Source organism: Rhizobium ecuadorense, assembly GCF_001187535.1.
GTDB lineage: Bacteria > Pseudomonadota > Alphaproteobacteria > Rhizobiales > Rhizobiaceae > Rhizobium > Rhizobium ecuadorense.
The window spans coordinates 296,159-321,321 of the sequence record NZ_LFIO01001304.1 but is presented as its reverse complement, the minus strand read 5'-3'; the positions used below and the strand labels follow the sequence as shown (position 1 = coordinate 321,321).

At 62.0% G+C, this 25,163-nt stretch carries 22 protein-coding genes and 1 pseudogene; 11 read left to right on the top strand and 12 right to left on the bottom strand.

Annotation, left to right across the window (positions count from 1 at the left end; genetic code table 11):
- Window positions 1-131 precede the first annotated feature (131 nt).
- The 4 genes from AF337_RS28790 to AF337_RS28775 all read right to left on the bottom strand — a co-directional run bounded on the left by AF337_RS28790 (window position 132) and on the right by AF337_RS28775 (window position 5,757).
- Window positions 132-2,378 carry a glycoside hydrolase family 2 protein gene (locus tag AF337_RS28790; protein ID WP_049734846.1) on the bottom strand — a complete coding sequence of 749 codons (2,247 nt, stop codon included), beginning with the start codon at window positions 2,376-2,378 and terminating at the stop codon, window positions 132-134.
- Window positions 2,379-2,654: 276 nt separating this feature from the next.
- Window positions 2,655-3,566 carry an SMP-30/gluconolactonase/LRE family protein gene (locus AF337_RS28785; protein ID WP_049734845.1) on the bottom strand — a complete coding sequence of 304 codons (912 nt, stop codon included), beginning with the start codon at window positions 3,564-3,566 and terminating at the stop codon, window positions 2,655-2,657.
- A gap of 93 nt (window positions 3,567-3,659) precedes the next feature.
- Window positions 3,660-4,481, bottom strand: a complete 822-nt coding sequence (locus tag AF337_RS28780) for an SDR family oxidoreductase (protein ID WP_049734844.1) — start codon at window positions 4,479-4,481, stop codon at window positions 3,660-3,662.
- Window positions 4,482-4,569: 88 nt separating this feature from the next.
- A complete protein-coding gene (locus AF337_RS28775) occupies window positions 4,570-5,757 on the bottom strand; it encodes a phytanoyl-CoA dioxygenase family protein (protein ID WP_049734843.1) in 1,188 nt (395 codons plus the stop codon).
- 93 nt (window positions 5,758-5,850) lie between these two features.
- Between AF337_RS28775 and AF337_RS28770 the strand changes: the two genes are divergently transcribed.
- Both AF337_RS28770 and AF337_RS28765 read left to right on the top strand, forming a co-directional pair.
- A complete protein-coding gene (locus AF337_RS28770; RefSeq protein WP_049734842.1) occupies window positions 5,851-6,876 on the top strand; it encodes a LacI family DNA-binding transcriptional regulator in 1,026 nt (341 codons plus the stop codon).
- Window positions 6,877-6,940: 64 nt separating this feature from the next.
- Complete coding sequence (locus AF337_RS28765; protein ID WP_049734841.1) at window positions 6,941-8,158, top strand: adenylate/guanylate cyclase domain-containing protein; 1,218 nt, start codon at window positions 6,941-6,943, stop codon at window positions 8,156-8,158.
- A gap of 18 nt (window positions 8,159-8,176) precedes the next feature.
- Here the strand turns inward: AF337_RS28765 and AF337_RS28760 are convergent, their stop codons facing one another.
- From AF337_RS28760 to AF337_RS28745, 4 genes are all read right to left on the bottom strand, one after another.
- Window positions 8,177-8,956: an SDR family oxidoreductase gene (locus AF337_RS28760; protein ID WP_049734840.1), complete on the bottom strand. Its 780-nt coding sequence runs from the start codon at window positions 8,954-8,956 to the stop codon at window positions 8,177-8,179.
- Window positions 8,957-9,034: 78 nt separating this feature from the next.
- Complete coding sequence (locus tag AF337_RS28755) at window positions 9,035-9,430, bottom strand: DoxX family protein (RefSeq protein ID WP_049734839.1); 396 nt, start codon at window positions 9,428-9,430, stop codon at window positions 9,035-9,037.
- A 99-nt stretch (window positions 9,431-9,529) separates the two neighbouring features.
- Window positions 9,530-10,678, bottom strand: a complete 1,149-nt coding sequence (gene dgoD, locus AF337_RS28750) for a galactonate dehydratase (protein ID WP_049734838.1) — start codon at window positions 10,676-10,678, stop codon at window positions 9,530-9,532.
- A 65-nt stretch (window positions 10,679-10,743) separates the two neighbouring features.
- Window positions 10,744-11,499: a FadR/GntR family transcriptional regulator gene (locus tag AF337_RS28745; RefSeq protein ID WP_049734837.1), complete on the bottom strand. Its 756-nt coding sequence runs from the start codon at window positions 11,497-11,499 to the stop codon at window positions 10,744-10,746.
- Between the two features lie 212 nt (window positions 11,500-11,711).
- Between AF337_RS28745 and AF337_RS28740 the strand changes: the two genes are divergently transcribed.
- The 9 genes from AF337_RS28740 to AF337_RS28700 all read left to right on the top strand — a co-directional run bounded on the left by AF337_RS28740 (window position 11,712) and on the right by AF337_RS28700 (window position 22,668).
- The gene (locus AF337_RS28740; RefSeq protein ID WP_049734836.1) at window positions 11,712-12,695 is read left to right on the top strand and encodes an arabinose ABC transporter substrate-binding protein; all 984 of its coding nucleotides are present in this window, start codon (window positions 11,712-11,714) and stop codon (window positions 12,693-12,695) included.
- A gap of 69 nt (window positions 12,696-12,764) precedes the next feature.
- Window positions 12,765-14,270: an L-arabinose ABC transporter ATP-binding protein AraG gene (araG, locus tag AF337_RS28735; protein ID WP_049734835.1), complete on the top strand. Its 1,506-nt coding sequence runs from the start codon at window positions 12,765-12,767 to the stop codon at window positions 14,268-14,270.
- Window positions 14,271-14,287: 17 nt separating this feature from the next.
- Window positions 14,288-15,238, top strand: a complete 951-nt coding sequence (gene araH / locus AF337_RS28730) for an L-arabinose ABC transporter permease AraH (protein ID WP_049734834.1) — start codon at window positions 14,288-14,290, stop codon at window positions 15,236-15,238.
- Window positions 15,235-16,125 (top strand): aldose 1-epimerase, encoded by an 891-nt coding sequence (locus AF337_RS28725; protein ID WP_049734833.1) that lies wholly within the window; start codon window positions 15,235-15,237, stop codon window positions 16,123-16,125. The genes araH and AF337_RS28725 overlap by 4 nt, the downstream gene beginning before the upstream one ends.
- Window positions 16,125-16,904, top strand: coding sequence for an SDR family oxidoreductase (locus tag AF337_RS28720; RefSeq protein WP_049734832.1), 780 nt, complete (start codon window positions 16,125-16,127; stop codon window positions 16,902-16,904). The genes AF337_RS28725 and AF337_RS28720 overlap by 1 nt, the downstream gene beginning before the upstream one ends.
- 147 nt (window positions 16,905-17,051) lie before the next feature.
- The gene (locus AF337_RS28715; protein ID WP_049734831.1) at window positions 17,052-17,483 is read left to right on the top strand and encodes an OsmC family protein; all 432 of its coding nucleotides are present in this window, start codon (window positions 17,052-17,054) and stop codon (window positions 17,481-17,483) included.
- 214 nt (window positions 17,484-17,697) lie between these two features.
- Window positions 17,698-18,306 (top strand): TetR/AcrR family transcriptional regulator, encoded by a 609-nt coding sequence (locus AF337_RS28710; RefSeq protein WP_049734830.1) that lies wholly within the window; start codon window positions 17,698-17,700, stop codon window positions 18,304-18,306.
- 50 nt (window positions 18,307-18,356) lie between these two features.
- Window positions 18,357-19,496, top strand: a complete 1,140-nt coding sequence (locus tag AF337_RS28705; protein ID WP_049734829.1) for an efflux RND transporter periplasmic adaptor subunit — start codon at window positions 18,357-18,359, stop codon at window positions 19,494-19,496.
- A gap of 25 nt (window positions 19,497-19,521) precedes the next feature.
- Window positions 19,522-22,668, top strand: coding sequence for an efflux RND transporter permease subunit (locus AF337_RS28700; protein WP_049734828.1), 3,147 nt, complete (start codon window positions 19,522-19,524; stop codon window positions 22,666-22,668).
- A 164-nt stretch (window positions 22,669-22,832) separates the two neighbouring features.
- Here AF337_RS28700 and AF337_RS28695 read toward each other — a convergent pair.
- From AF337_RS28695 to AF337_RS28680, 4 genes and pseudogenes are all read right to left on the bottom strand, one after another.
- Window positions 22,833-23,417 (bottom strand): annotated as a pseudogene (locus AF337_RS28695) (Gfo/Idh/MocA family protein); the annotation flags it as partial.
- Window positions 23,418-23,423: 6 nt separating this feature from the next.
- Window positions 23,424-23,873 (bottom strand): type II 3-dehydroquinate dehydratase, encoded by a 450-nt coding sequence (aroQ, locus tag AF337_RS28690; RefSeq protein WP_049734827.1) that lies wholly within the window; start codon window positions 23,871-23,873, stop codon window positions 23,424-23,426.
- Window positions 23,874-23,905: 32 nt separating this feature from the next.
- The gene (locus AF337_RS28685; protein ID WP_049734826.1) at window positions 23,906-24,274 is read right to left on the bottom strand and encodes a 5-carboxymethyl-2-hydroxymuconate Delta-isomerase; all 369 of its coding nucleotides are present in this window, start codon (window positions 24,272-24,274) and stop codon (window positions 23,906-23,908) included.
- 15 nt (window positions 24,275-24,289) lie between these two features.
- On the bottom strand, window positions 24,290-25,150 hold the full coding sequence (locus AF337_RS28680) for a shikimate dehydrogenase (protein ID WP_049734825.1): 861 nt from the start codon (window positions 25,148-25,150) through the stop codon (window positions 24,290-24,292).
- Window positions 25,151-25,163 lie beyond the last annotated feature (13 nt).

Sequence of the window (25,163 nt, the reverse complement as noted above, 5' to 3'; positions counted from 1 at the left end):
CCGGACAGACCACACGCCTCGCCTTCAATCTCGACAAGGCTGTGTTCTTCGATCCCAATAGCCAGATGCGGATTGTGTGACGGCCATCGGAGCGCCGCGCGCCCGAGAAGGCGCGCGGGCTATGGGCTGAATCAGGCGGCCGCCGTCACGCTGAGGGTCACCGGAGGGAAACGCGAGGAGACCGCTTCGACGGTGATCTCGCCCACCAGCCCCGTTGCCTCCAGCCAGAAGCCGGCGGTGCCGCCCTGCAGCGGCACATTGGCCGGGCCGACGATCTTCGCGGGGCCATGCACCTTCAGCGAAATGCTGTCGTTCATGAAGGGCAGGCGTTGGCCGCACTGATCCAGCGCGCGGATGATGACGCGGGTGCTGTCGCGTTCGCGCGCCTTCAGCGTCGAGCTGTCGGCGACGATTTCCAGCGTCGTCGGCAAGGGATCGGCCGCCAGCGTCAGGCTCGCCACCGGCTCGCCGCCAATATAGCCGGTCAAGGTGCCGTCGATCCATTCGAGACCCCAGGTGCCGAGCTCATCGGCAGTGAAGTGGCGATGGTCGAGCACGACGGGCGGATGCGGCAGATGCGGATAATTCTCGCGGTCCGGGCCGATGCGCTTGCTGAGCGCGCCGTATTGCAGTTCCACCTCGTCGCAATTGGTCAGGATGATCAGCGGCAGAACGCCGCCGATATTGCGCTCGCCGCGCGCCCAGAAGGTCGCCGGCTTCATGACGATCTCCTCGGACGGATCGCACTGGCTGATATAGGCATAGGCGGCGAATTTCGGCTCGCGGAACATGTCCATGACGCCGTGGTAGCAGATGCGGTCGCCGGAGCCGAAATCCTTGTGGGTGTTGTAATCGAACATGCACCAGCCGATGGCGCCCGAGATATCGGGGTCGCCATAGGCGGCGTTCAGCACCTCGAGGTGACGGCGCACATGCTCGGCCTGGCGCTGCTCCTGGTCGTAGATCTTCGTCGGGTGCATGTGGCCGTTGAACTCGGTGATGAGGTACGGCACCTTGCGGGATAGGCCGGTATTTTCCTGCTGACCGCGCAGCACCGTGCGCGGGCGGTTGGCGCCCGGCAATTCCTCATTGCCGAGGATGAAGTCGTTCATCGTGTAGACGTCCTCGAGCAGCTCGCTCTCGGTGATATAACGCACACCGCCGGTCTGGCGGGTGCTGTCGAGCTCGCGGGCCAGACGATTGGTCTCGACGTAGAAATCATGACTATCCTGGGACTCGTTGATGCGCACGCCCCAGATGATGATCGAAGGATGGTTCCAGTCGCGCTCGATCATGCGGCGGACGTTTTCGATCGATTCCTTCTGCCAGTCGGCATCGCCGATATGCTGCCAGCCGGGGATTTCCTCGAAGACGAGCAGGCCAATGGCATCGCAGCGGTCGAGGAACCATTTCGACTGCGGATAATGCGAGGTGCGGACGATATTGCACTTCAGCACGCTCTTCATGATGTCGGCATCGCGCTCCTGGGCGGACCGGCCGGCGGCATAACCGACATAGGGGAAAGACTGGTGGCGGTTGAGGCCGCGCAATTTCAGCGGCCTGCCGTTCAGCAGGAAACCTTCCGGCGTGAATTCGGCGGTGCGGAAGCCGAAGCGGGTGGAGACGCGGTCGGAGCCGTGTTCGGTTCTGAGTTCGACGGTGACCTCGTAGAGCGTGGGGTCGGCGATGTCCCAGAGGGTAATGCCGGTGAGGCCGCCGAAGGAAAGCCTGGTGCGGTCGCCGATCGTCTCGGTTGCTGCGGTTGCGATCACCGCGCCGTCGGCCTGCTTCAGCGTGGCGGTGACGGTCGCCGAGAAGCTGCGGCCCTCGGGGTTGGCGATATCGACGCGGATGGTTGCCGATTTCTCCGGAGCGAGAACGTCTGTGGTTTCGATCTTGAGATTGCGGATCGACACCGGATCGGTGACCTTCAGCCAGACGTCGCGGTAGATGCCGGCATAGGTGAGATAATCGATGCGGCCGCCGAAGGGCGGGATGGCAGGGTTTTCGCTGCCGTCGATCTTGACGGTCACGAGGTTCTCGCCCTTGAGCAGCTTGCCGGTGAGGCGGGCCTCGAAGGGGGTGTAGCCGTCCTTATGGGCGATGATTTCTTCGCCGTTCAGATAGACGACACTGTCGGCCATGGCGGCGTCGAAGACGAGCGAGACTTCACGGCCCTCGAATTCCGGCAGCCAGCGCAGTACCTTCTGATAGGTGAAGGCGCGCTGATAGCTCGTCTCGTCGAAATAGTTGAAAGGCAGTTCGACGGCGGTATGGGGCAGGCTGACCGACCTGGCGGCATCAAAGCTTTCGAGCAGACGCTGGCCAAAACCCTCGTGGAAACTCCAGCCTTCGTTGAAGGAAACGATAGAACGCATTTCAGCCCCTCCCGGTCATGGCATCATGAGCGGTGCAGCGTCTCTCGGCGCGTGAAAATCGGGTCATCTTGTATTCCTCCTTGATGCAATAAGCTGCGGGCCGCTGGAGCGCGTCACATTTCATTCGATTCATGCGACGCGCTTTAGCTTTTTTCATGCACGCCGTCATCCGGAACCGCTTGACGCTTTTTCGGGTTAGATGTGTTGGAGCGATGCCGTTTCTCGCCGACGCTGGGATCGTCGGCTGTGTCTGTCGAGCGCGCGGCGCCATGTTCCTTACGGATACTGGGCGCCGTTGGTCTTCGTATAGATCGAATAGACCGAGCGCGTCGCGGTGATAAAGAGCCGGTTTTTCCTAGGACCGCCGAAGGTGAGATTGGAGACCGTCTGCGGCACCCGGATCTTGCCGAGCAGCGTTCCATCCGGCGAGAAGCAATGAATGCCGTCGCCGGCACTCGTCCAGAGATTGCCGCTGACGTCGAAGCGGAAACCGTCGGGGTGGCCGGCATCGAGGCTGCAGAAATAGCGGCTGTTTGTAAGCTTCCTGCCGTCGACGACGTCGAAAACTCTTATATGGCAAGGCACTTCATGTTTTGCCGAGCCGGAATCGGCGATGTAGAGCTTCGTCTCGTCGGGCGAGAAGGCAAGGCCATTCGGTTGAATGAAATCCTCGACGACCGCCTCGATCTCGCCGCTTGCAGGATCGATCCGGTAGACGTTACGGGTCGACTGTTCGGGCTCGGCCTTGTGGCCTTCGTAATCCGAGAGGATGCCATAGGTCGGATCGGTGAACCAGATCCCGCCATCGGAATGCACGACGACGTCGTTCGGCGAATTCAGCCGTTTGCCTTTGTAGCTGTCGGCGAGAACGGTGAGGGTGCCGTCGATCTCGGTGCGGGTGACGCGGCGGCCGCCATGTTCGCAGGAGATCAGCCGGCCCTGCCGGTCGCGGGTATTGCCGTTGACGTAGTTGGAGGGCGAGCGGAAGATCGAGACCGTGCCATCCGGCGTCCAGCGCATCATGCGTTCGTTCGGGATATCGCTCCAGAGAAGGCAGTTCAGGTCGGAAAACCAGACCGGGCCTTCCGTCCAGCGGCAGCCGGAATAGAGTTCCTCGAGGGCGGCGCTGCCGATGACCAAGGCGCCGAAACGTTCATCGCGGATGTCGTAAAGCGGATTGTCGGCCACGCCATTTTCTCCCTGAATGCTGCCGTCCCTTCCTAGCTGCAAATCCTGGGAGGTGCCAGAGCCCGGCATGGGAAATGCCGGGCTCGCGACCGATCAGAGGGCTGCGACCGGATGCGGCGAGCCGTCGTAGGCCCCCCAGATCGACTGGTCGAAGCAGATGACCGAACCGGTCATCAGGCCGGATTCGGCCGATGACAAATAGGCGCAGGCGCGCGCCACTTCATGGGGATCGACCAGGCGGCCGAAGGGCTGGGCTGCCGCCGCCTTCTCCAGCCAGTCGGCGGGTGCATCGTGAAATTCGCGCTGAATGCGGTCCTCGCCTTCCGACGCCATCCAGCCGATATTGAGGCCATTGACGCGGATGCGGTTGCGCAAAAGCGCATAGGCGGTGTTTTTCGTCAGGGTTTCCAGCGCGCCCTTGGAGGCGCAATAGGCGGCGATGAAGGGTTGGCCGGCTTTGGCCGACATCGAGCCGATGTTGACGATCGTGCCCTCGGTCTTTTCGCGGCGCATGACCTTCACCGTCTCCTGCATCAGGAAAAACGGTGCGCGCACATTGACGGCGAACATGGCGTCGAAGAGTTCAGGGCTGGTATCGAGGATGGTGCCGCGATCGGTGATGGCGGCGGCATTGACCAGCGCGTCGACCCGGCCGAAGGCCTCGTCGCAGGCATGGACGACATTCCTGGTGTCCTCGACCTTGCCGAGATCGGCCCTGGTGTAGACGACCTTCACGCCGGTCGCGGCCGAAATCTCCGCCGCCTTCGCCTTGCCCTTGGCTTCGTTACGCCCGCAGATGACGATGCCCTCCGCGCCGCGTTCGGCGAAGAGACGGGCGATCGTGGCGCCCAATCCTTGCGTGCCGCCGGTGACGATGGCGATCTTGCCGTCGAGACGGCCGTGGTCCGTGCTCATGTTGTTCCTCCTTGGTGATGATATGCGAATGGCCTCCCGCGGGTGCGGGAGGCTTTTATTTCAGTGCGGGTCGGCTCCTGATCCTTAGTCAGCTCAGCTTCTTTTGCGCCTGTTCTGCAAGTGCCGCCGCAAAGGCTTCGTCGCTCCAGCTTTCCTTCAACGCCTCGTGCATCAGCTGCGCCTGCGTCTTCGGCGCCAGGCCGCCAAGCGGGGGATCTCGATCGAGATTGGTCGGGAAGGAATAGCCTTCGGCGCAGGCGGCAACGGCATTGGCGATCTCGTCGGGCGACAGCCTGACCTGCAATGTCTTCAGGGCGGGAAAGAGCCTAGCGCTCATTTTTTCGCGGTTGACCGTTTCCATCGCCCGGCCGAAGGCAGAGGAGACCTGCAACAGGTTGGCGACGCGCTTGATGTCGGCCGAGCGATTGGTGCCGGCGGCGTGGAAGAGGGCGGGATTGAAGAAGACGACGTCGCCTTTTTCGAGTGACAGCTGGATGTGGTTGGCCTCGAAATAATCCCGGAATTCCTGGCGCTTGAGTGCGAGATAGCCCGGCACATAGGTCTGGCTGTGCGGCAGGAAGAGCGTCGGGCCGCTTTCGAGCGGCATGTCGCAATGGGCGACCGCACCCTGCAGCGTCAGCACTGGCGAAAGCCGGTGCACATGCACCGGAAACTGCTCGATCACCGCGGACGATTGGAAGCCGAGATGATAGTCGCGATGGGCCGATTGCGCCGCGCCGCCTGGATTGACGCGGTTGACCTGCGCCGTCATCTGGTAGCTTGGGCCGAGCCAGGCTTGGCTTGCGAGTGCGACGATGGCATTGCCGTAATATTCGGCAAAATTCGCTGGATCGGCGAGGCAATGTTTCTCCAGCGAATTCCAGATGCGGTCGTTGGCGCCGGGCTTGGCGAAGTGATCGCCGCCGCCGGTCGAGGTGCGGTGCTGCTCCTCGATGATCTGATCGAAGACCGCGCTGGCGCGGTCGATAATGCCGGGATCCTCGTAAGCATGCTTGAACACGGCGACGCCCGGACCGTCGCCGAAGGCCTCGCAGATCTCGGCCAGCACGGCGCGCCGGCCCTCCGGCGTTGCGGCCGCCGCCGTCACCTTGCGGCTGTCGTAGATCAGCACGTTTTTTTCGACTGCAGACGCCGAGGGATAATCGGCAAGCGCGGTGGTCTTTTCCGCCAGGCGGCGAAAGTCGTCGAGATCGCAGCTGTCTTCGCTCAGCCAGACACGGTCGGCGCGCAGTTTTTGCGGATTGTCGGTCTTCATGATGGCTCCTCCTCTTTCGAATAGAGGCACTATACGCCGTGATCAGAGGTGATATAGATCAGGAATCCATCAAAAAGCCATCAAACGGATTCCATGGCCCATCTCTTCCTCGTCAAGGATATCGCTTTTCAAGCGGGCCTCAGCACCGCGACTGTCGACCGGGTGCTGAACGGCCGGCCGGGTGTGCGCCAGCAGACGGAAATGCGGGTGCAGGCGGCGATTGCCGAACTCGAAAAGCAGCAGGCCGGGGCGGTGGCGAGTGGGCGCATGCTGGCGATCGATATCGTCATGGAAACGCCTCAGCGTTTCAGCGATGCGGTGCGCGCCGCCTTCGAGGCCGAGATGGCGGCCTTCCTGCCCGGCGTCTTCCGGTGCCGGTTCCATTTCGCCGAGGTGATGAAGCCGGCCGAGATGGTGCAGCTTCTCGACCGTATCCGGCTGCGCGGTACACACGGCATCGTGCTGAAGGCACCTGATGTTGCCGAGGTGGCCGCCGCCGTCGCGCGGGCGGATGCGGCCGGCATTCCGGTGGTGACACTGGTGACCGACCTGCCGAATTCGGCGCGCATCGCCTATGCCGGCGCCGACAACCGGGCGGCGGGGGAGACCGCGGCCTATCTGATCGGCGAAGTGCTCGCGAGCGCTGGCGGCAAGGTGCTGGTGACGCTGTCGAGCGGGCGGTTTCGCGGCGAGGAGGAGCGCGAGATCGGCTTTCGCCGCATCATTCGCGCCCGTTATCCCGGGATCGGCATCACCGAAATCAGCGAGGGGCATGGCACCGATATGGCGACGGGAACACTTGCGGCGGCTGCCCTTGCCGCCGATCCCACCATCAATGCCGTCTATTCGATCGGTGGCGGCAACCGGGCGGTGCTGGCGGCCTTCGATGCGGCCGACCGCCCGGTCCACGTCTTCGTCGCTCATGATCTCGACGTCGACAACCGCGCCCTGCTTGCCGCCCGCCGGATCGGCTTCGTGCTGCACCATGATCTCAGGACCGATGCGCGTTCGGCCTTCAGGGCGATCATGGGCCGGGCGACGTCACCGGGTCGGGCGGTTCCGGCCTCGCTCTCATCGGTCGAAATCGTCACGCCCTACAACTTGCCCGTCGGCGATTGAGCCAATTGGCTTCCTTCGATGCCGAATTCGGACTACAGCTTGGGCGAGAGTGAAGGTGAGCGGCATGGATTATAGCGACGTCAGCACAATTGCAGCCTGGATCACGGAGCAGGGACTGAAGGGCGCCTCGGAAGCCGAGTTGATGACCGGTTTCTGCGCGGCCTGCCGCAATGCCGGGCTGCCGCTCGACCGCGGCCTGGCGCTGATGGATACGCTGCACCCGGTGCATGAGGGCCGCGCCTTCCGCTGGGACAGCGAGGAGGAGATCGAGACCGAGTTCGAATATGGCTCGACGAGCTCCGGGGAGGCCGCGGCGAACTGGCAGCGCTCGGCCTTTTATTATCTCTGGGCCAACAATGAACGGGAGATACGCCGGCGCCTCGGCTTTGGCGATCCGATCGATTTCAGCCTGCTCGATACGATCGCTGAAGCCGGCCATACGGATTTCATAGCGATGGTCCATCGTTTCAGCGAGGCCGGCACGATCGGCGAAATGGATTGTTTCTTCTCGCATTTCGCGACCAAACATCCCGAGGGTTTTTCCGATCACGACCTCGCCATCCTGCGCAAGCTGGTGCCGGTGCTGGGGCTGGCGATCAAGTGCATCGGGCTCGGGCGCATCGCCCGCACCATCGCCGAAGTCTATCTCGGCGAGGACGCGGCGCGTCAGGTCATGGAGGGCAAGATCAGTCGCGGCAAATCGGAGCGGATTTCCGCCGCACTCTGGTTTTCGGATCTGTTGAACTACACAAAGATCTCCGACAGCGTACCGCCGGAGGAGATCATCCCGTTGCTCAACGACTATAGCGAGGCGGTGATCACGGCGATCCACGAATCCGGCGGCAATGTGCTGAAGCTGATCGGCGACGGCGTGCTGGCGATCTTCAAGGGCGAGGTGCCGGCGGAGACCTGTCGTGCGGCGCTCCACGCCGAAGCGCTGCTGCGGGAAAAGCTCGCCAACCTCAATGCCGAACGCAAAGCCGACGACCGGCCAACGACCGATGTCTATATCGGCCTGCATATCGGAGACGTCTTCTACGGCAATATCGGCAGTCAGGACCGGCTGGACTTCACGGTCATCGGCCCTGCCGTCAACGAGGTCAGCCGCATCGCTTCGATGTGCCGATCAGTGGATCTCAACCTGTTGATCTCCTCCGATTTCGCCACAGCGATACCGGAGGAACAGCGCGCGGCACTTGCCTGTGTTGGACGTTATGCGTTGCGCGGCGTGAAGCGCGCGCAGGAACTCTATACGCTCGATAACGCCCGGCTGAGCGCCTGATCGTCGCAGGACGCAGGCCTATCGCAGCAGCCCCTGGCCGCCGTCGATCCAGATCGGCGTCCCGGTGATGTGTCGAGCCCGGTCGGAGGCGAGGAAGAGAATGGTTTCGGCGACATCTTCGCTCTTGCCCGCTCTGCCGCCGGCGATCGGGATATCCCCTTGCGGCCAGATGACCGGAACCTCGGTGTCGTCGCGATGCCGGCTATTCGTGTTGGCGCCGATATTGGTCTCGATCTCGCCGGGGCAGACGGCATTGACGCGGATGCCGTGCCGGCCAAGTTCGAGGGCGAGCTGCTGAACCATGGCGACCTGGCCGGCCTTGGTTGCGGTATAGGCGGTGGCGCCCGGCGTCGTGAATGTCCGGGTGCCGTTGATCGAGGAGACGACGACGATCGAGCCGCCATTTCTTTTCAGGTAGGGGACTGTCAGATGCAAGGTCAGATAGGTGCCGCGCAGATTGACGGCGATGGTCTTGTCCCATTCATCCGGCTTCAGATCGTCGATCGGCGCCCAGACGCCATTGATGCCGGCATTGGCGACGACGATGTCGAGGCCGTGGAACATATCGGTCAGCTGCTCCACGGCGCGCCGCATCTGCGCCTCGTCGCTGGTGTCGGCGATCAACGCGATCGATTCGCCGCCCGCCGCCTTGATCTCGGCGCAGGTCTTTTCGACCTCGTCGGCGGTGCGGCTCAAGACGGCGACCCTTGCTCCGTCGGCGGCAAGCCTCAGCGCTGCCGCCTTGCCGATGCCGGAACCGGCACCCGTCACCAACGCGATCCTTCCCTTCAGCTCCATGGTCGGGCTCTCCTTGCCGTTTGCCGGTAAGCCAATGTTCGGCATGGCTGTTGGTTCCGGCGGAGGGTGTCTCGGGGGCTATCTGAGGAGGCTGTGTCTCAACGCCCATTTCTCCGGCCCATGGACGGCGGCAAAGAGCAGGCCGGCAAGGAAGGTGAAGTGATCGACGAAGAAGCCGAACTCGGCCTGGTTCTGCTGCCAATGGGATGGGCCGTGGAAGGCAAAGGCAAGAAAGATCACATAGATGCCCGCCAGCAGGCTGGCCTCGGTGAAGAAGGCGCCTGTGATGAAGGCGAGCGCCAGGGCAATCTCGAAGAAGGCCGCGACCCAGGCAAGCAATGTCGCCATGGGAAAACCGGCGGCGGTGATATAGCCCGCCGTCGCGCCGATATCGGCGAATTTGAAGCCGGCGGCCATGAAGAAGATGAAACTGAAAATGATGCGCGCGACAATGATTGCGATTGCTCTGGCCATCTGAAATCTCCCGGTTGAATTTCCATTATGACGGATGAGACGCGCGATATCCGACACGACGAATGAAAAAGGGCCGCTTGCGCGACCCTATCATTTCTCTCACCACTCGGCGAAGCTGCCGTCGGCATGGCGCCAGATCGGGTTGCGCCAGCGATGGCCCTCTTTGGCGCGCTCGATGACATAGGCCTCGTCGACCTCGATGCCGAGACCCGGCCCTTGCGGGATCGACACGAAACCATCGGCATAGTGGAACACCTCCTTGTTGGAGATGTAGTCGAGAATGTCGTTGCCGGTGTTGTAGTGGATGCCGAGGCTCTGTTCCTGAATGAAGGCGTTGTAGCTGACGGCATCGACCTGCAGGCAGGCGGCAAGCGCGATCGGGCCGAGCGGGCAATGCGGCGCCAGCGCCACGTCGTAGGCTTCGGCCATGGCCGCGATCTTGCGGCATTCGGTGATGCCGCCGGCATGGGAAAGATCCGGCTGGATGATATCGACATAGCCGTCCGACAGCACCTGCTTGAAGTCCCAGCGCGAAAAGAGCCGCTCGCCGAGTGCGATCGGCGTCGAGGTGTGGTTGACGATATCGCGCAGCGCTTCCTTGTTTTCGGAGAGCACCGGCTCCTCGATGAACATCAGCTTGTAGGGCTCGAGTTCCTTGGCGAGAACTTTCGCCATCGGCTTGTGGACGCGGCCGTGGAAATCGACGCCGATGCCGATATGCGGGCCGATCGCCTCGCGGATGGCGGCGATGGTCTCGACCGCCCTTTCCACCTTCTCGTTGGTGTCGACGATCTGCATTTCTTCGCAGCCGTTGAGCTTGATTGCCTTGAAGCCGCGGGCGACCACGTCCCTGGCATTGTTGGCGACATCGGCGGGACGGTCGCCGCCGATCCAGGAATAGACCTTGATGCGGTCGCGCAGCTGGCCGCCGAGCAGGGAATGGATCGGCTGGCCCAGCGCCTTGCCCTTGATGTCCCACAGCGCCTGGTCGATGCCGGAGATCGCGCTCATATGGGCAGCACCGCCGCGGTAGAAGCCGCCGCGATACATCACGGTCCAGTGGTCCTCGATCAGGAAGGGGTCCTTGCCGATCAGATAGTCTTCCAGTTCGTGGACGGCGGCCTCGACGGTGAGCGCGCGGCCTTCGACGACCGGTTCGCCCCAGCCGACAATGCCCTCATCGGTCTCGATCTTCAAAAACAGCCAGCGCGGCGGAACGATATAGGTGGTGAGTTTGGTGATCTTCATTGGGGTTCTTCAGTCTCTCTTCGGATTTTTGACCGGCGGCCTGGCCGTGGATTGCTCATGATCCATCATTTGGTTCTGCCGATCGCCTTTTCAGCGGCGGCAAGGTCGCGCACCGCAAGATCGAGCATGCGGTTGGCGCAGTCGCGGGCGCCAGCCTTGTCGCGCATGCGCAGGGCCTCGACCAACTGGCCGTGAACGAGCACCGCATCCTCGCGATTTTCGACGCCGATGTTGGAGGCATGCAGCGCATATTTCAGCGCCGCGTGGATGGCGCTCGACAGGCGGCGGAAGACCTGGTTGTGGCTGGCGGTGAGCAGCACCGCATGGAACATGACATCGGCATCGGTGAAACCTTCCGGGTCGCCGGCACTGTCGCGCATCTGCCGCCAGGCCTTGTCGAGATCGGCGATCTCCTGGGCGCTGGCGCGCTCGGCGGCATATTCGGCCGCTGCCGGCTCGATGGTGCGGCGGGCTTCGAGAATGCAGCCGAGCAGGTCGAAGTCCTTGATATAAGGACCTATCCAATCGAGCACGTCGGCATCCAGAATATTCCAGTCGTCTCTGTCGCAGACGGTGGTTCCGATGCGCGGCTTGCCGCGGACGAGACCCTTGGATTCCAGCACTTTCAACGATTCGCGGATGACGGTGCGGCTGACGCCGTAGAGTTCGCAGAGATCGTTTTCGCGGGGCAGCGGCGAGCCCGAGGGATAACGCTCCGCACAGATATCCTGAGCGATCGCCGCTGTGACGTTGCGGCGTACACGCGGGCGGCGCTCGATGCCGGGGCTTTCGGCCCCGCCCTGTCGCTCGTTTGTTTCCAACTTACCTCTCCGCTCTATCTCTGGCGCCAGGCAATCGAACCTCATTATCCGAATTCGATCCGCTTTGCGACGCTTCCTCCGGCCCGCTTCTCGATTATCGTAATATTGCAATCATCATACATTGGCAATTGACTGGTATGATGATTTATCTTAATTCATAGACGCTGCCCGGGAGGCGGCTGCATGATTTTTTGGGATTTTGGGAGAGAGACATGCGCTTGTTCAAAGCAGCCATCCTGGCTGGCACTTTCGCCATCCTGACAGCCGGCTCGGCATTTTCCGCAGACGTCAAGATCGGGTTCATCGTCAAGCAGCCCGAAGAGCCGTGGTTTCAGGACGAATGGAAATTCGCCGACCAGGCGGCGAAGGAAAAAGGCTTCACCGTCGTCAAGATCGGCGCCGAAGACGGCGAGAAGGTCCAGTCGGCAATCGACAATCTCGGCGCCCAAGGCGCGCAGGGCTTCATCATCTGCACGCCCGACGTCAAGCTCGGCCCCGGCATCGTCGCAAAGGCCGAAGCCAACCAGCTGAAGCTGATGACGGTCGACGACCGTCTGGTCAGCGCTGACGGCAAACCGCTGGAAGAGGTGCCGCATATGGGCATCTCGGCCACCAAGATCGGCGAGACCGTCGGCCAGGCGATCGTCGACGAAATCAAGAAGCGCGGCTGGGACATGAAGAATGTCGGCGCGATCCGGGTCTCCTACGATCAGCTGCCCACCGCCGTCGACCGCGTCGAAGGCGCCATCGCGGTGCTGAAGTCCGCCGGCTTCCCGGCGGAAAACATCTATGACGCGCCGCAGGCAAAGACCGATACGGAAGCGGCTCTCAATGCCGCAACCACCGTTCTCAACAAACATGCCGACGTCAAATACTGGGTTGCCTTCGGCCTCAACGACGAAGCCGTTCTCGGCGCTGTCCGAGCTTCGGAATCTGTGGGTATTCCGGCGGCCAACGTTATCGGCGTCGGCATCGGCGGCGCGGAATCGGCGATCAACGAGTTCAAGAAGCCGGCCGCGACCGGCTTCTTCGGCACGGTCATCATCTCGCCGAAGCGCCACGGCTACGAGACGGCGCTGAACATGTACGACTGGATCGCCAACGACAAGGCGCCGGAAAAGCTGACGCTGACCTCCGGTTCGCTGGCGCTGCGCGGCGATTATGACAAGGTCCGCAAGGATCTCGGCATCGAGTGATCGTCCTCTCGGGATGACCTTATACCCGGCGGCTTCTAGCTGCCGCCGGGTTCTCTCGGCGGAGCGGCGATGGCTTTCCTCGAATTCAACAATATCTCCAAGGGTTATCCCGGCGTGCAGGCGCTGGCGGCGGTTTCTTTCTCCGTCGAGAAGGGCGCCGTGCACGGTCTGATGGGCGAGAACGGAGCCGGCAAATCGACGCTGATCCGTGTGCTGTCAGGCGATCAGGCGGCCGATAGCGGCCGCATCCTCATCGACGGTGAGGAGCAGAAATACGGTTCCGTGCGCGACGCCTTTCATGCCGGCATCGTCGTCATCCATCAGGAACTGCAACTCGTGCCGGAGTTGACCGTCGCCGAAAATCTCTGGCTTGGGCGCTTTCCGGCCAAGGGCGGCGTCATCCATTCGACGAGGTTGATCGAGACGGTGCGGGCGAAGCTCGAGGAAATCGGCATCGATGTCGATCCTTCAGCCAAAGTCGCCTCGCTTTCGATCGGCGCGCGGCAGATGGTCGAGATCGCCAAGGCCGTCATGCTCGACGCACGGGTCATCGCGCTTGACGAGCCGACCTCGTCACTCTCCTCGCGCGAGAGCGAAATCCTGTTTTCCCTCATCGACAGGCTGAAGGCGAAGGGAACGGTCATTCTCTACGTCTCGCATCGTCTCGACGAGATTTTTCGGCTTTGCGACAGCCTGACGGTGCTGCGCGACGGCAAGCTCGCCGCCCACCATCCAGACATCGCCGGGACGACGCGCGAACAGATCATCTCGGAAATGGTCGGGCGCGAGATCAGCAATGTCTGGGGATGGCGCGCACGTCCGCTCGGCGACATCAGGCTGGAGGTCAACGGCCTGTCGGGAACGAAGCTGCGCAATCCGATCGGCTTCTCCGTCCGCCAGGGCGAGATCCTCGGCTTCTTCGGTCTGATCGGCGCCGGCCGCAGCGAGATGGCGCGGCTGCTCTACGGCGCCGATACCAGGCATCAGGGCAAGGTCGCCATCGACGGCGTTGTCGTCTCGCCGAACAATCCGAAGGCTGCGATCAATGCCGGCATGGTGCTTTGCCCCGAGGACCGCAAGTTCGACGGCATCGTCCAGGGCCGATCGATCGAAGAGAATATCGCGATTTCGTCGCGCCGGCATTTCTCGCCTTTCGGCATTCTGAGCCCGAAAAAGGAGGCAGCGCTGGCCGATCGGTTCATTGCCCGGCTTCGGGTGCGAACCCCGTCGCGCAAGCAGGACATCATCAATCTCTCCGGCGGCAACCAGCAGAAGGTCATTCTCGGCCGCTGGCTCTCCGAGCAGGGCATCAAGGTGCTGGTCATCGACGAGCCGACGCGCGGCATCGATGTCGGGGCGAAATCGGAAATCTACGAGATCCTCTATGAACTGGCGGCCAACGGCATGGCGATCGTGGTGATATCAAGCGAATTGCCCGAAGTGATGGGCATCTGCGATCGCATCATGGTGATGTGCCAGGGCAGGGTGGCGGCCAATGTCGCCCGCCGGGATTTCGACGAGCGCGCCATCCTGACGGCAGCACTCCCCGACAAGAATGCTGCAGGCATCATTTAGGACCAGGAATACGGATAATGAATTCGTTGAAAAAGATTCTTCTCGGCGAGCAGGGGCTGGTGGTGATTTTCGCTGCCGCCTTCGTGATCGTCTCGCTCTTCGTTCCGAACTTCCTGACCGAGCGAAACATGCTGGGGCTGCTGCAGTCGGTGGTCACCATCGGTATCGTCGCCTGCACGATGATGTTCTGCCTGGCGTCGCGCGATTTCGATCTTTCGGTCGGGTCGATCGTCGCCTTCTCCGGCATGATCGCCGTGATGGTCTCGAACGCCACGGGCTCCATTCCTCTCGGGTTGCTGGCCGCCCTGCTGTGCGGCGCCGTCGTCGGCTTCGTCAACGGTATCGTCATCGCCCGGTTCCGCATCAATGCGCTGATCACCACGCTTGCGACCATGCAGATCGTGCGCGGGCTGGCGCTGATCGCCTCGGATGGCCGTGCGGTCGGCATCAACGATCCGGTTTTCTATCAACTGGCCCTGTCGCGCTTCCTGACCGTGCCGACGCCGATCTGGATCATGCTGATGCTTTTCCTCCTCTTCGGTTTCGTGCTCAACCGCACCGTCTTCGGCAAGAACACGCTGGCGATCGGCGGCAATCCGGAGGCCTCGCGGCTTGCCGGCGTCAACGTCGTCAACATGCGCATCTGGATCTTTACGCTGCAGGGCCTCGTCTGCGGCATTGCCGGCATCCTGCTGGCCTCGCGCATCACCTCCGGCCAGCCGAATGCGGCGACGGGACTTGAGCTTTCGGTCATTTCGGCCTGCGTTCTCGGCGGCGTTTCGCTGGCCGGCGGACGGGCGGCAATGAGCGGCGTCATCGTTGGCGTGCTGATCATGGGCATTGCCGAAAACGTTATGAATCTGCTGAATATCCAGGCATTCTATCAGTATGTCGTGCGCGGGCTGATCCTGCTGATCGCCGTGCTGCTCGACAATTTGAGATCTTCGGCCGCGGGACGACGTGGATGAACCAAGAACGAGCCGTAGGCGACATCGAACTGAGGCACGGCGAGCTCGCCGTCCGGGTCAGCGCCAGGGGTGCCGCGGTCACCGCCGCGACGTTTCGGGGCATGCCCTTTCTCGTTGCGGCCGGCGGGCCCGACGGGGCGATGGCGAATTTTGCGATGGTGCCGTTCGGCAATCGCGTCGAAGGCAACAGCATGTCTTTTGCCGGACGCGACTATGCCTTCCAGCCAAATACCGCAGATCCGCTCTATCGGCACGGCGACGGCTGGCTCGGCCTCTGGCAGCTTGAAGACTCCAGTTCAGAGCATGCGCGGTTTTCCTTTTCCCGTAGCGCCGACAGGGTTTCACCCTATGCCTATCTGACCCGGCAGGAGATCCGTCTCGCCGGCGATGCGCTGGTGCTGACGCTGTCCGTCGAAAACCGCGGCGCGGCGGCGCTTCCCTTCGGGCTCGGGCAACATCCTTTCTTCGTACGGACGCCAGAGACGAGACTGACGATTGCGGCCGATCGCTATTGGAGCGAGCGGCCGGACCATCTGCCCGACATGGCCGGTCCTGTGCCCGGCTATTTCGATTTCAGATCGGAAAAGCTGCTGCCGCAGAGATGGATGAACAATGCCTTCGAGGGGTGGAACGGACGGGCGGCCATCGCCTGGCCGGAGCTTGGAATTCAGGCGGTGCTGGAGGCCGACGGCGCGCTCGATCGCTTCATGCTCTATATGCCGGTGGACCGGAACGACTTCTTCTGCCTCGAGCCGATGAGCCACCTGCCGAACGGCCACCACCTGCCGGAGTTCGGCGGCCTCATACCGCTTGCGCCGGGTGAGGTTCTTTCCGGCAAGGTGACGATCGATCTGTCGGCGTTGCCGGTTCAACCGGAGGAAAGATGATGAGCAATCGCCTGCGGGGCAAGAACATCCTGATAACGGGCGCTGCGCAGGGTATCGGCCTTGCAATTGCGAAGGCGTTCGTCAGTGAGAATGCGGCCGTCTATCTCGTTGACCGCGATGCGGTGCTGCTGGCGCGGGCAGCGGGGGAGCTGGCGAGCACCGGCGGCCGGGTCGGTTATCTGCCGGCCGATATAACCGATGCCGGAACGATCAGGCGGGCGGTTGCTGAGGCGAATGAGGAGATCGGTCCGCTGAACGCGCTCGTCAACAATGCCGGGGTCAACGTCTTCGCTGAACCGCTCGCCACGACGGATGAAGAGTGGAGCCGCTGCTTCGACATCAACCTCAAGGGTGCATGGAACTGCTGCAAGGCGGTGCTGCCGGGGCTGATCGAACAGGGCGGCGGCGTCATCCTCAATATCGCCTCCACGCACGCCTTCACCATCATTCCGCATACCTTTCCTTATCCGCTGGCAAAACATGCGCTGCTCGGCATGACGAAATCCCTGGGCCTGGAGTACGCGGCCCGCAATATCCGGGTCAATGCTCTGGCGCCGGGCTATGTCTCGACCCAGAAGGTGATCGACTACTGGAACGGCTTTCCCGATCCCGAGGCGGCCAAAGCGGAGACGATGCGGCTGCATCCCGGCGGGCGGATCGCAACGCCTGAGGAGATCGCCATGGCGGCGGTCTTCATGATTTCCGACGAATGCCCTTTCATGAACGCCACCTGCCTGACGATCGACGGCGGCCTCAGCGTGCTGCAGCATACCGTCTGAGCGGCATTGCCGGCGGTGATTTTTACAAGCCTGTCGTCTTCTGCCGATAGAGCGTTATATTGCCTGTCGGGAAGGCTAACCTGGTCTCCCACAGGCTTGGAGCGGCGCCGCCGCTGCCTGAAAGCTCAATCGAAACAGGAGGACGGCATGCAGATCAATCGCACGGCTTCGGCTCATTGGACCGGTGGCCTCAAAGACGGCAAAGGCCTGATCTCGACGCAGAGCGGCGCCCTGACGGACTATCCCTACGGCTTTGCCAGCCGCTTCGAAGGCATTCCCGGCACCAACCCGGAAGAGCTGATCGGCGCCGCCCATGCCGGCTGCTTCACCATGGCGCTGTCCTTGATCCTCGGTGAAGCCGGCTTTACCGCCGAGCATATGGAAACCTCCGCCAAGGTGACGCTCGAAAGCGTCGAGGGCGGCTTTGCCATCACCGCTATCCATCTTTCGCTCGCCGGCCGTATTCCCGGCGCCGACGAGGCAACCTTCACCGAACTCGCCAACAAGGCGAAGGCCGGCTGCCCGATTTCCAAGGCGCTTGCCGCCGTTCCCATCACCCTCGACGTCAAGCTCGGCTGACCTCCTGCTGCCGCCGATGATGTGCCGCGTGCTTCCAAGCCGCGGCACTTTCAATTTTACCGGGTGTTCATCATCTCTCTCTAAACCCTGGCTGTCCATCGGTGCGGTCGGTTGACGACGCCCGTTGTCCCGTTCGAGTATTGACAAATGACGCCTGATATTTTACGACTGACGAAATTCAAAATTCGTCAGTCGTAATTCGGGCATCGAAACCATGGACGACATCGCGGAAAATACACTCGACGTCACCCGGCAGGAGAATGTCACCCGCATTCTCGATGCCGCCGAGCGGCTGTTTCGCCACTATGGCTACAGCAAGACGACGGTGGCCGATATTGCCCGCGATCTCGGCATGTCGCCGGCCAATATTTATCGCTTCTTCGCCTCCAAGGTGGAGATCCACCAGGCGCTCTGCGGGCGCATGCTCGCCACCGCCTATCAAATCGCCTACGACATCCGCCATCAGCCGGTCAGCGCCAGCGAGCGACTGCGCCGCTATGTCCAGACCCAGCATCAGTTGACGCTGGATCTGATGCTTGACGAGATGAAGGTGCACGAGATGATCATCGTCGCGATCGAGCGCGACTGGCATGTCATCGAGAAACATATCGACCGCGTCCACGATCTCATTGCCGAAATCATCGCCGAAGGCATTGCGGCCGGAGAATTCGCCGAGCAGGATCCGGTCGTGGCCTCGCGCTGCTTCGGCGCAGCGACGATCAATCTCTGCCATCCGCAAATGGTGGCGCAATGTCTTGCCAAAACGAACCGCGCGAGCGTCGACGAACTGATCGACTACGTGATCAGGGCGTTGAAGAAATAATGGACGGCAGCCGCCGTCGAGACCCCCGAAACGATCCAGGAGTGCGGAAGATGTTTTCGCTCAAGACCCTCAGCCATTGCATGCCGTCCGTCGCCCGCCTCGTATTTGTCGGCGCCATCGGCATCGGTGTTTCCGCCTGCTCGGAAGAAAAAGCTGAGGTCAAGGAGGTTATCCGGCCGGTGAAGGTCGTCGAGATCGCCAAGGCCGGCGACACCCGCAAGCTCGATTATTCGGGCTCGGTCAAGGCGCGCACGGAAATGAATCTCGGGTTTCGCGTCGCCGGCAAGATCACCGAGCGCCTCGTCGACATCGGCGACCGGGTGACGCCGGGCGACGTTCTCGCCCGCGTCGACGCCACCGATTACCAACTGGCGGTCAAAACGGCGGAAGCCAATCTTGCCGCGGCCGAAAGAAGCGTCGAAACCGCCGATCTTGCCAATCGACGCGCCGAGCAGCTCTTCGACAAGAGTGTCGCCCCGAAGTCGCAGGTCGAGCAGGCGGCGCTGAGCCACGACCAGGCGATTTCACAGCGCGATGCCGCCCTGTCGGCACTCGATCAGGCGAAGAACCAGGTGAGCTATACCGAACTCAAGGCCGGCCAGAACGGCATCGTCACGTCAATCAATGCCGATACCGGTCAAGTTGTCGGTTCCGGTGCCGCCGTCGTCACCGTTGCCGTCGATGGCGAGAAGGAAGTACAGATCGCGGTTCCGGAAAACGACATTGCCGAATTCAAGCCGGGCAAAACCGTCAAGACAAGCTTCTGGGCAGACAACAAGCTGCTGCTCGACGGCAAGGTGCGGGAGGTTTCCGGCAGCGCCGACCAGCAGTCGCGCACCTTCGCGGTGCGGGTCAGCCTGCCGAACGATCCGCGCGTGTTGCTCGGCATGACGGCAACGATCGAGGCCGATATCAGCAATGGCGCCAGCTATGTCTCGATCCCGCTCAGTGCGCTCGCTGAAAAGGACGGCAAGCAGATGGTCTGGACCGTCGACCGCGACACGGCGACCGTGCATGGCCGCGACATCAAGGTTGCCGATTTCACCGGTGACGGCGTGCATGTGATCGAAGGCCTCGATGCCGGCGATCTGGTCGTTGCGGCCGGCACGCAGTTCATGAGCGAAAATCTGAAGGTGAAGGTGCCCAACCAGCAGTCGGCGCTCGCCGATACAGACCAGACCGTCCGCTGATTGCGTCGCAAAAGGGAAGAAAACCATGGACGCCAACACCACCGAAAAGCGGCCCTTCAACCTGTCGCGCTGGGCGATCGGACATCCGAGCATCGCCCGCTTCCTCTTCGGGCTGATCATCATCACCGGCGTGCTTGGCCTGATGCGCATGGGTCAGCGCGAGGACCCCGAATTCACCTTCCGGGTCATGGTCGTTCAGGCGATCTGGCCGGGCGCTTCCATCCAGGAAATGGAAGATCAGGTCGTCAACAAGATCGAACGCAAGCTGCAGGAAACGCCGCATATCGACTGGGTCAAGTCCTACACGCGAGCCGGCAGTGCGATCATCACCCTGCAGGTCAAGGGCGACACCAATTCGAAGGACGTGGCGGATGCCTTCTACCAAGTGCGCAAGAAGGTCGGCGACATCTCCAGCGAGCTGCCGCAGGGCCTGCTCGGCCCCTATTTCAACGATGAGTTCGGCGACACTTTCATCACGCTGCATTCGATCAGCGGCGAGGGCTATTCCTATCCGGAGCTGAAGAAATTCGCCATCCAGGCGCGCGATATGCTGCTGACGACACCGGGTGTCGAGAAGGCTGTCATCATCGGCGACCAGCCCGAGAAGATCTATATCGATGTCTCGTCCAAGGCGCTCGCCGAGCGCGGCTTGACGATCCTCGACCTGCAGAACGCCATCAAGGGCCAGAACAATGTCGATCCGGCCGGCTCCGTCGATACCGGCCTGCGCTCGGTACGCATCTCCGTCGAAGGCGACGTGAAGAAGGCGGCCGATATCCGCGAGCTGCGGCTTCGCGCCGGCGGCCAGGTGACACGTCTCGGCGATATCGCCACCGTCAGTTCCGGCCTCGAAGACCCCTATCAGCGCAAATACCGTTTCAACGGCCATGATAGCGTCCAGGTCGGCGTCGTGATGGCCAAGGGTTTCAACGTCACCGATGTCGGCAAGGGCGTCGAGGCGACCTATCAGCGCTTCGAGGAGGCGTTGCCTTACGGCGTCGCCGTCGATCAGATCGCCAACCAGCCCGACGTGGTGACGGATGCGATCAGCGAATTCATGCATGCGCTCGGCGAAGCCCTCGTCATCGTGCTTATTGTCTCGTTCCTGTCGATCGGCTGGCGTTCAGGCCTCGTCATTGCCATCGCCATTCCGCTGGTGCTCGCCGCCACCTTCGCCCTGATGTACGAACTCGGCATCGACCTGCAGCGCATCTCGCTCGGGGCGCTGATCATCGCGCTCGGCCTGCTGGTCGACGATGCGATGATCGTCGTCGAGATGATGGAGCGAAAGCTGGAGGAGGGGCTGGTCAAGATCGAAGCGGCGAGCTTTGCCTATTCCTCGACCGCCTTCCCGATGCTGACAGGCACGCTGATCACCACGGCCGGCTTCATTCCGGTTGGCTTCGCCGCATCGACGGCCGGCGAATATGTGCGTTCGCTGTTCTACGTCGTCGGCATTGCGCTCGTCACCTCGTGGTTCGTCGCGGTCTATTTCACGCCATGGCTCGGCTACATGATCCTCAAGCAGCGCCATCATGCCGGCGAGCATCACGACGCCTTCGACACCGGATTCTATCGGCGTCTGCGCGGCACGGTCGGCTGGGCGGTTCGCCACCGGGTCATCGTGCTGCTGTTGACGCTCGGCACCTTCGTCACCAGCCTCTGGGCCTTCCAGTTCATTCCGCAGAATTTCTTCCCGCAATCGTCGCGGCCGGAAATCCTCGTCGATCTCTGGCTGCCCGAGGGCACCAGCATCAAGGAAGTCGAGGTCCAGGCGAAGGCGCTCGAAGCCAAGATGATGGATGATCCCGACAAGAAGTTCATCGCCACCTATATCGGCGAAGGCGCACCGCGCTTCTTCCTGCCGCTCGACCAGCAACTGCGCAATCCGAACTTCGCCCAGCTTCTCGTCATGGCCAATGACGAACCGGCGCGCGAGCGGCTGATCGTCAAGCTGCGCACGATCCTTGCGGAAGATTTCCCGGAGATCCGCGGCAAGGTCGACCGCCTCTTCCTCGGCCCGCCCACAGGCTGGCCGGTGCAGATGCGCGTCATGGGGCCGGACCGCCAGGAGGTGCGAGCAATCGCCGATCAGGTGAAGGCGCGCTTTGCGGCCAACCCGATGCTCGGCGCCATCCACGACGACTGGCTGGAACAGGTGCCGGCAATGAAGCTGGTGATCGACCAGGACCGCGCCCGGGCGTTGGGTGTGACTTCGCAGCGTGTGCGCCAGATGCTGCAGACCGCCATGTCGGGGGCGGCCCTCGACGATTTCCGCGACGGCGAGGAGACGGTCTCGATCGTCGCCCGCGAGCCGGATGCCAGCCGCTCGCTGCTGTCGGCGGTCAACTCGGTCTATGTCCCGACGGATTTCGGCGGCTTCGTGCCGGTCTCGCAGGTCGCCAAGGTCGTGCCGGTTATGGAGCAGGGCATCGAATGGCGGCGCAATCGCCTGCCGACGATCACCGTGCGGGCGACGCTGCCCGACGGCGTGCAGCCGAACGACGTGGTGATGAAGATGTATGCCGACATGAAGGACATGCGCGACAGCCTGCCGGCCGGCTACAATGTCGAAATCCAGGGCGGCGCCGAGGATGCGGCGGAAAGCCAGATGTCGATCGCCGCCAAGGCGCCGATCATGCTCGCCGTCATCATCGTGTTGCTGATGGTGCAGTTGCAGCATTTCGGCAAGGCGATGCTGGTGCTGGCAACCGGACCGCTCGGCATCATAGGTGCTGCGGCCGCACTGCTGATCAGCGGTGCGCCGTTCGGCTTCGTGGCGATCCTCGGCGTCATCGCGCTGCTCGGCATCATCATGCGCAATTCGATCATCCTCGTCGATCAGATCGACCAGGATATCAAGGCCGGCATGCACCGGCAGGAGGCGATCGTCGGTGCTGCCGTGCGGCGTTTCCGGCCGATCATGCTGACGGCGCTGACCGCCGTCCTGGCGCTGATCCCGATTTCGCGCGGCGTCTTCTGGGGTCCGCTTGCCTACGCGATGATGGGCGGCATCCTGGTCGCCACCGTGCTCACCATTCTGGTTCTGCCCGCCGGCTACGCCCTTTTCTTCGGCCGGGAGCCGAAGGCAAAGGACGAGCCAGGCCGAGATGCCGACGCCATCCAGGAAGAGGCGGATGACAGACATCCGCCGGCGTTGGCAGCTGAGTGAAGATGGCGCGGCGAAAGCCGCGCCGTTTTCCTTACGGGTCGCAGATGTCTAACAAAACGCGTCTCTTGGGGCGGCTCACGGAAACGCGAACCGCCTGCTCCTTCCGATTTGAATTCCGGCGGACAATTCGCTTGTCGTCTCGAACTCCGAGCCTATGACGAGGGGACGGCCGCGATATCCCCAAACAGGTAGGGAAGATTGTCGATGTCGTGGATCAGATTGAGGAACACAGGTCCCGCGCCGCGCTCCCGTCGCCAGGGCATGTCGAAATAGTCGTCCGGCTTGAACAGCCAGAACATTGCGTTGACGACCAGTATCCGACCGAGCCTCCCGCTTTCAATGATCTGTTTTGCTTTCTGCATCATCGGATTATGCCGGCGATGATGACCCGTCAGAAGCGGGACCCCCTTGGCTTCTGCCGTCTCTATGAGTTTCTCGCCGGCTGCAATGTCATCGGCAACCGGCTTCTCAATCAGTGCCGGGATGCCGGCTTCCACAGCCTCCATGCCGTTCGAGATATGCACTTGGTTGGGGGTGGCAATGATGACGCCGTCCGGACGCAGCACGGCGATCATGTCGGCAAAGCTCGGAAACCATCTGACGCCGGCCTCCGTTGCAATTTTTTGACCGACCGATGTGGGATCCACCACGGCGACGAGGTCCGCCGCGGGTTCTTCCAGGACATGTCGAATGTGACGCTTCCCAATCAGTCCCGCGCCGAGGACTGCTAGTTTGACCTGGTCGACCATTTTGTGTCAGCCGTTCTTCGGGGTCTTTAGCATTGTCGCGACGCGGCGGATGCCGAGCTGGTAGCCTTCCGTCCCAAGTCCGGCGATTACGCCGTCTGCCCTGTGGGAGACAAAGGAGTGGTGGCGGAAGCTTTCGCGCTTATGCACGTTGGAGATATGGATCTCGATGACGGGACCTTCGAATGTATTCAGAGCGTCGAGGATGGCTAGCGACGTGTGCGTGAATGCAGCTGGATTGATGACGATGCCGGCTCCATCCTCACGCGCTTCATGGATCCAGTCGATGATTTCGTATTCGCGGTTGCTCTGGTGGAAGCGGAGCTCGTGTCCGAGTTCCGATGCCAGTTTCCGGCAGTCGGTCTCGACGTCAGCCAGCGTTTCGTGGCCGTAAATATGAGGCTGGCGCTTGCCGAGAAGGTTGAGATTTGGACCGTTCAAAACATAAAGCAGGCTCATTGCAATTATCCTTGTGAAGGCAACGCCTGAGTTCAGGCGAACGCTATTTCCTGGAACGCGAAATCGGGATCGGATTCGTAGAGATCTGCGCGCAGCCCGAGCCGTCCTTCCTGCAATGCGGGTGCTGCGACATTGCGCGCGGCGTCGAGAACCGCTTTCAGCAGCTCTCGTTTCACCTCCGCCGGCCGTCCGGGAGCCATGCGCACAATGATCTGGATGAAGTGATTGCCGGCATGCTCGTCACCGACGCAGGAGAAAGTCGCTTCCCTGGCGAATGTGCGAACTATAGCAGGCTTTACGAGGCCCCCGTCGCGGACTCGGCGATGCACCGCTCTGGTCAGCTCGTCGATAACGACGCGTTCGCCAGCGCCCCGGCTATAGTCGATGATGATATGCGGCATCGCATGTCCTCCCGATCACACTGCAGCTCGGCACAACTCTTCGAAGTGACGCGACATGCGTTCCGCGTCCGGCTGCACGCCCGTGAACAATTCGAACGCGGCGGCGGCCTGGAATACCGTCATTCCACCACCGGGCAGCGTTCTGCAGCCCTTCTTCCCGGCCAAAGCCAGAAGTTCGGTCACAAGCGGCATGTAGACGATGTCAGCGACCCAGTGACGCGATTGAAGCAATCCCGGGTCGATCGGGATGCCAGGATGGCTTCGCATACCCGTCGGCGTGGCATGGATCAGCCCGTCGGCCGAAGCGAGCGTGGCGCTGACATCCCTGATCGGCTGTGCGCAGCTTTTTGAGAAGCGCTGGTTGAGCTGATCGGCAAGCGCGGCGGCGCGATTTGCGTCCTGGTCGAAGATCGACAGCATCTCGATTCCGAGCTTGATGGCTGCGTGCGCGACTGCGACCCCCGCGCCGCCAGCGCCGAGCAGAACCGCATGTGCTTTGGCAACATCGGGTAATCCGCGCTCGAAATTCTTATAAAAGCCATACCAATCGGTGTTGTGCCCGATCCGCTTTCCGTTGCGAAGCACGACCGTGTTGACTGCGCCGAGCATTTGGGCATCTTCCGACAGATCGGTAAGGTGAGCTACGACGGTCTGCTTGCACGGATGGGTAATGTTGCTTCCCGCAAAGCCTCGGCGTTCGATCTCGTCGAGAAGGTCTGGCAGCGCAGATGCAGGAAGATCACGCTCGGCCAGATCGAGAAGCTCGTACCGATATTCCAGTCCAAGCTGGTATGCTTCAGTCTCATGGAGAGCCGGCGACTTCGACATCTGAATGTCTGCGCCGATCAGCCCGACATGGAATTTCCTGTGGTCCATTTTGATAGCTCTA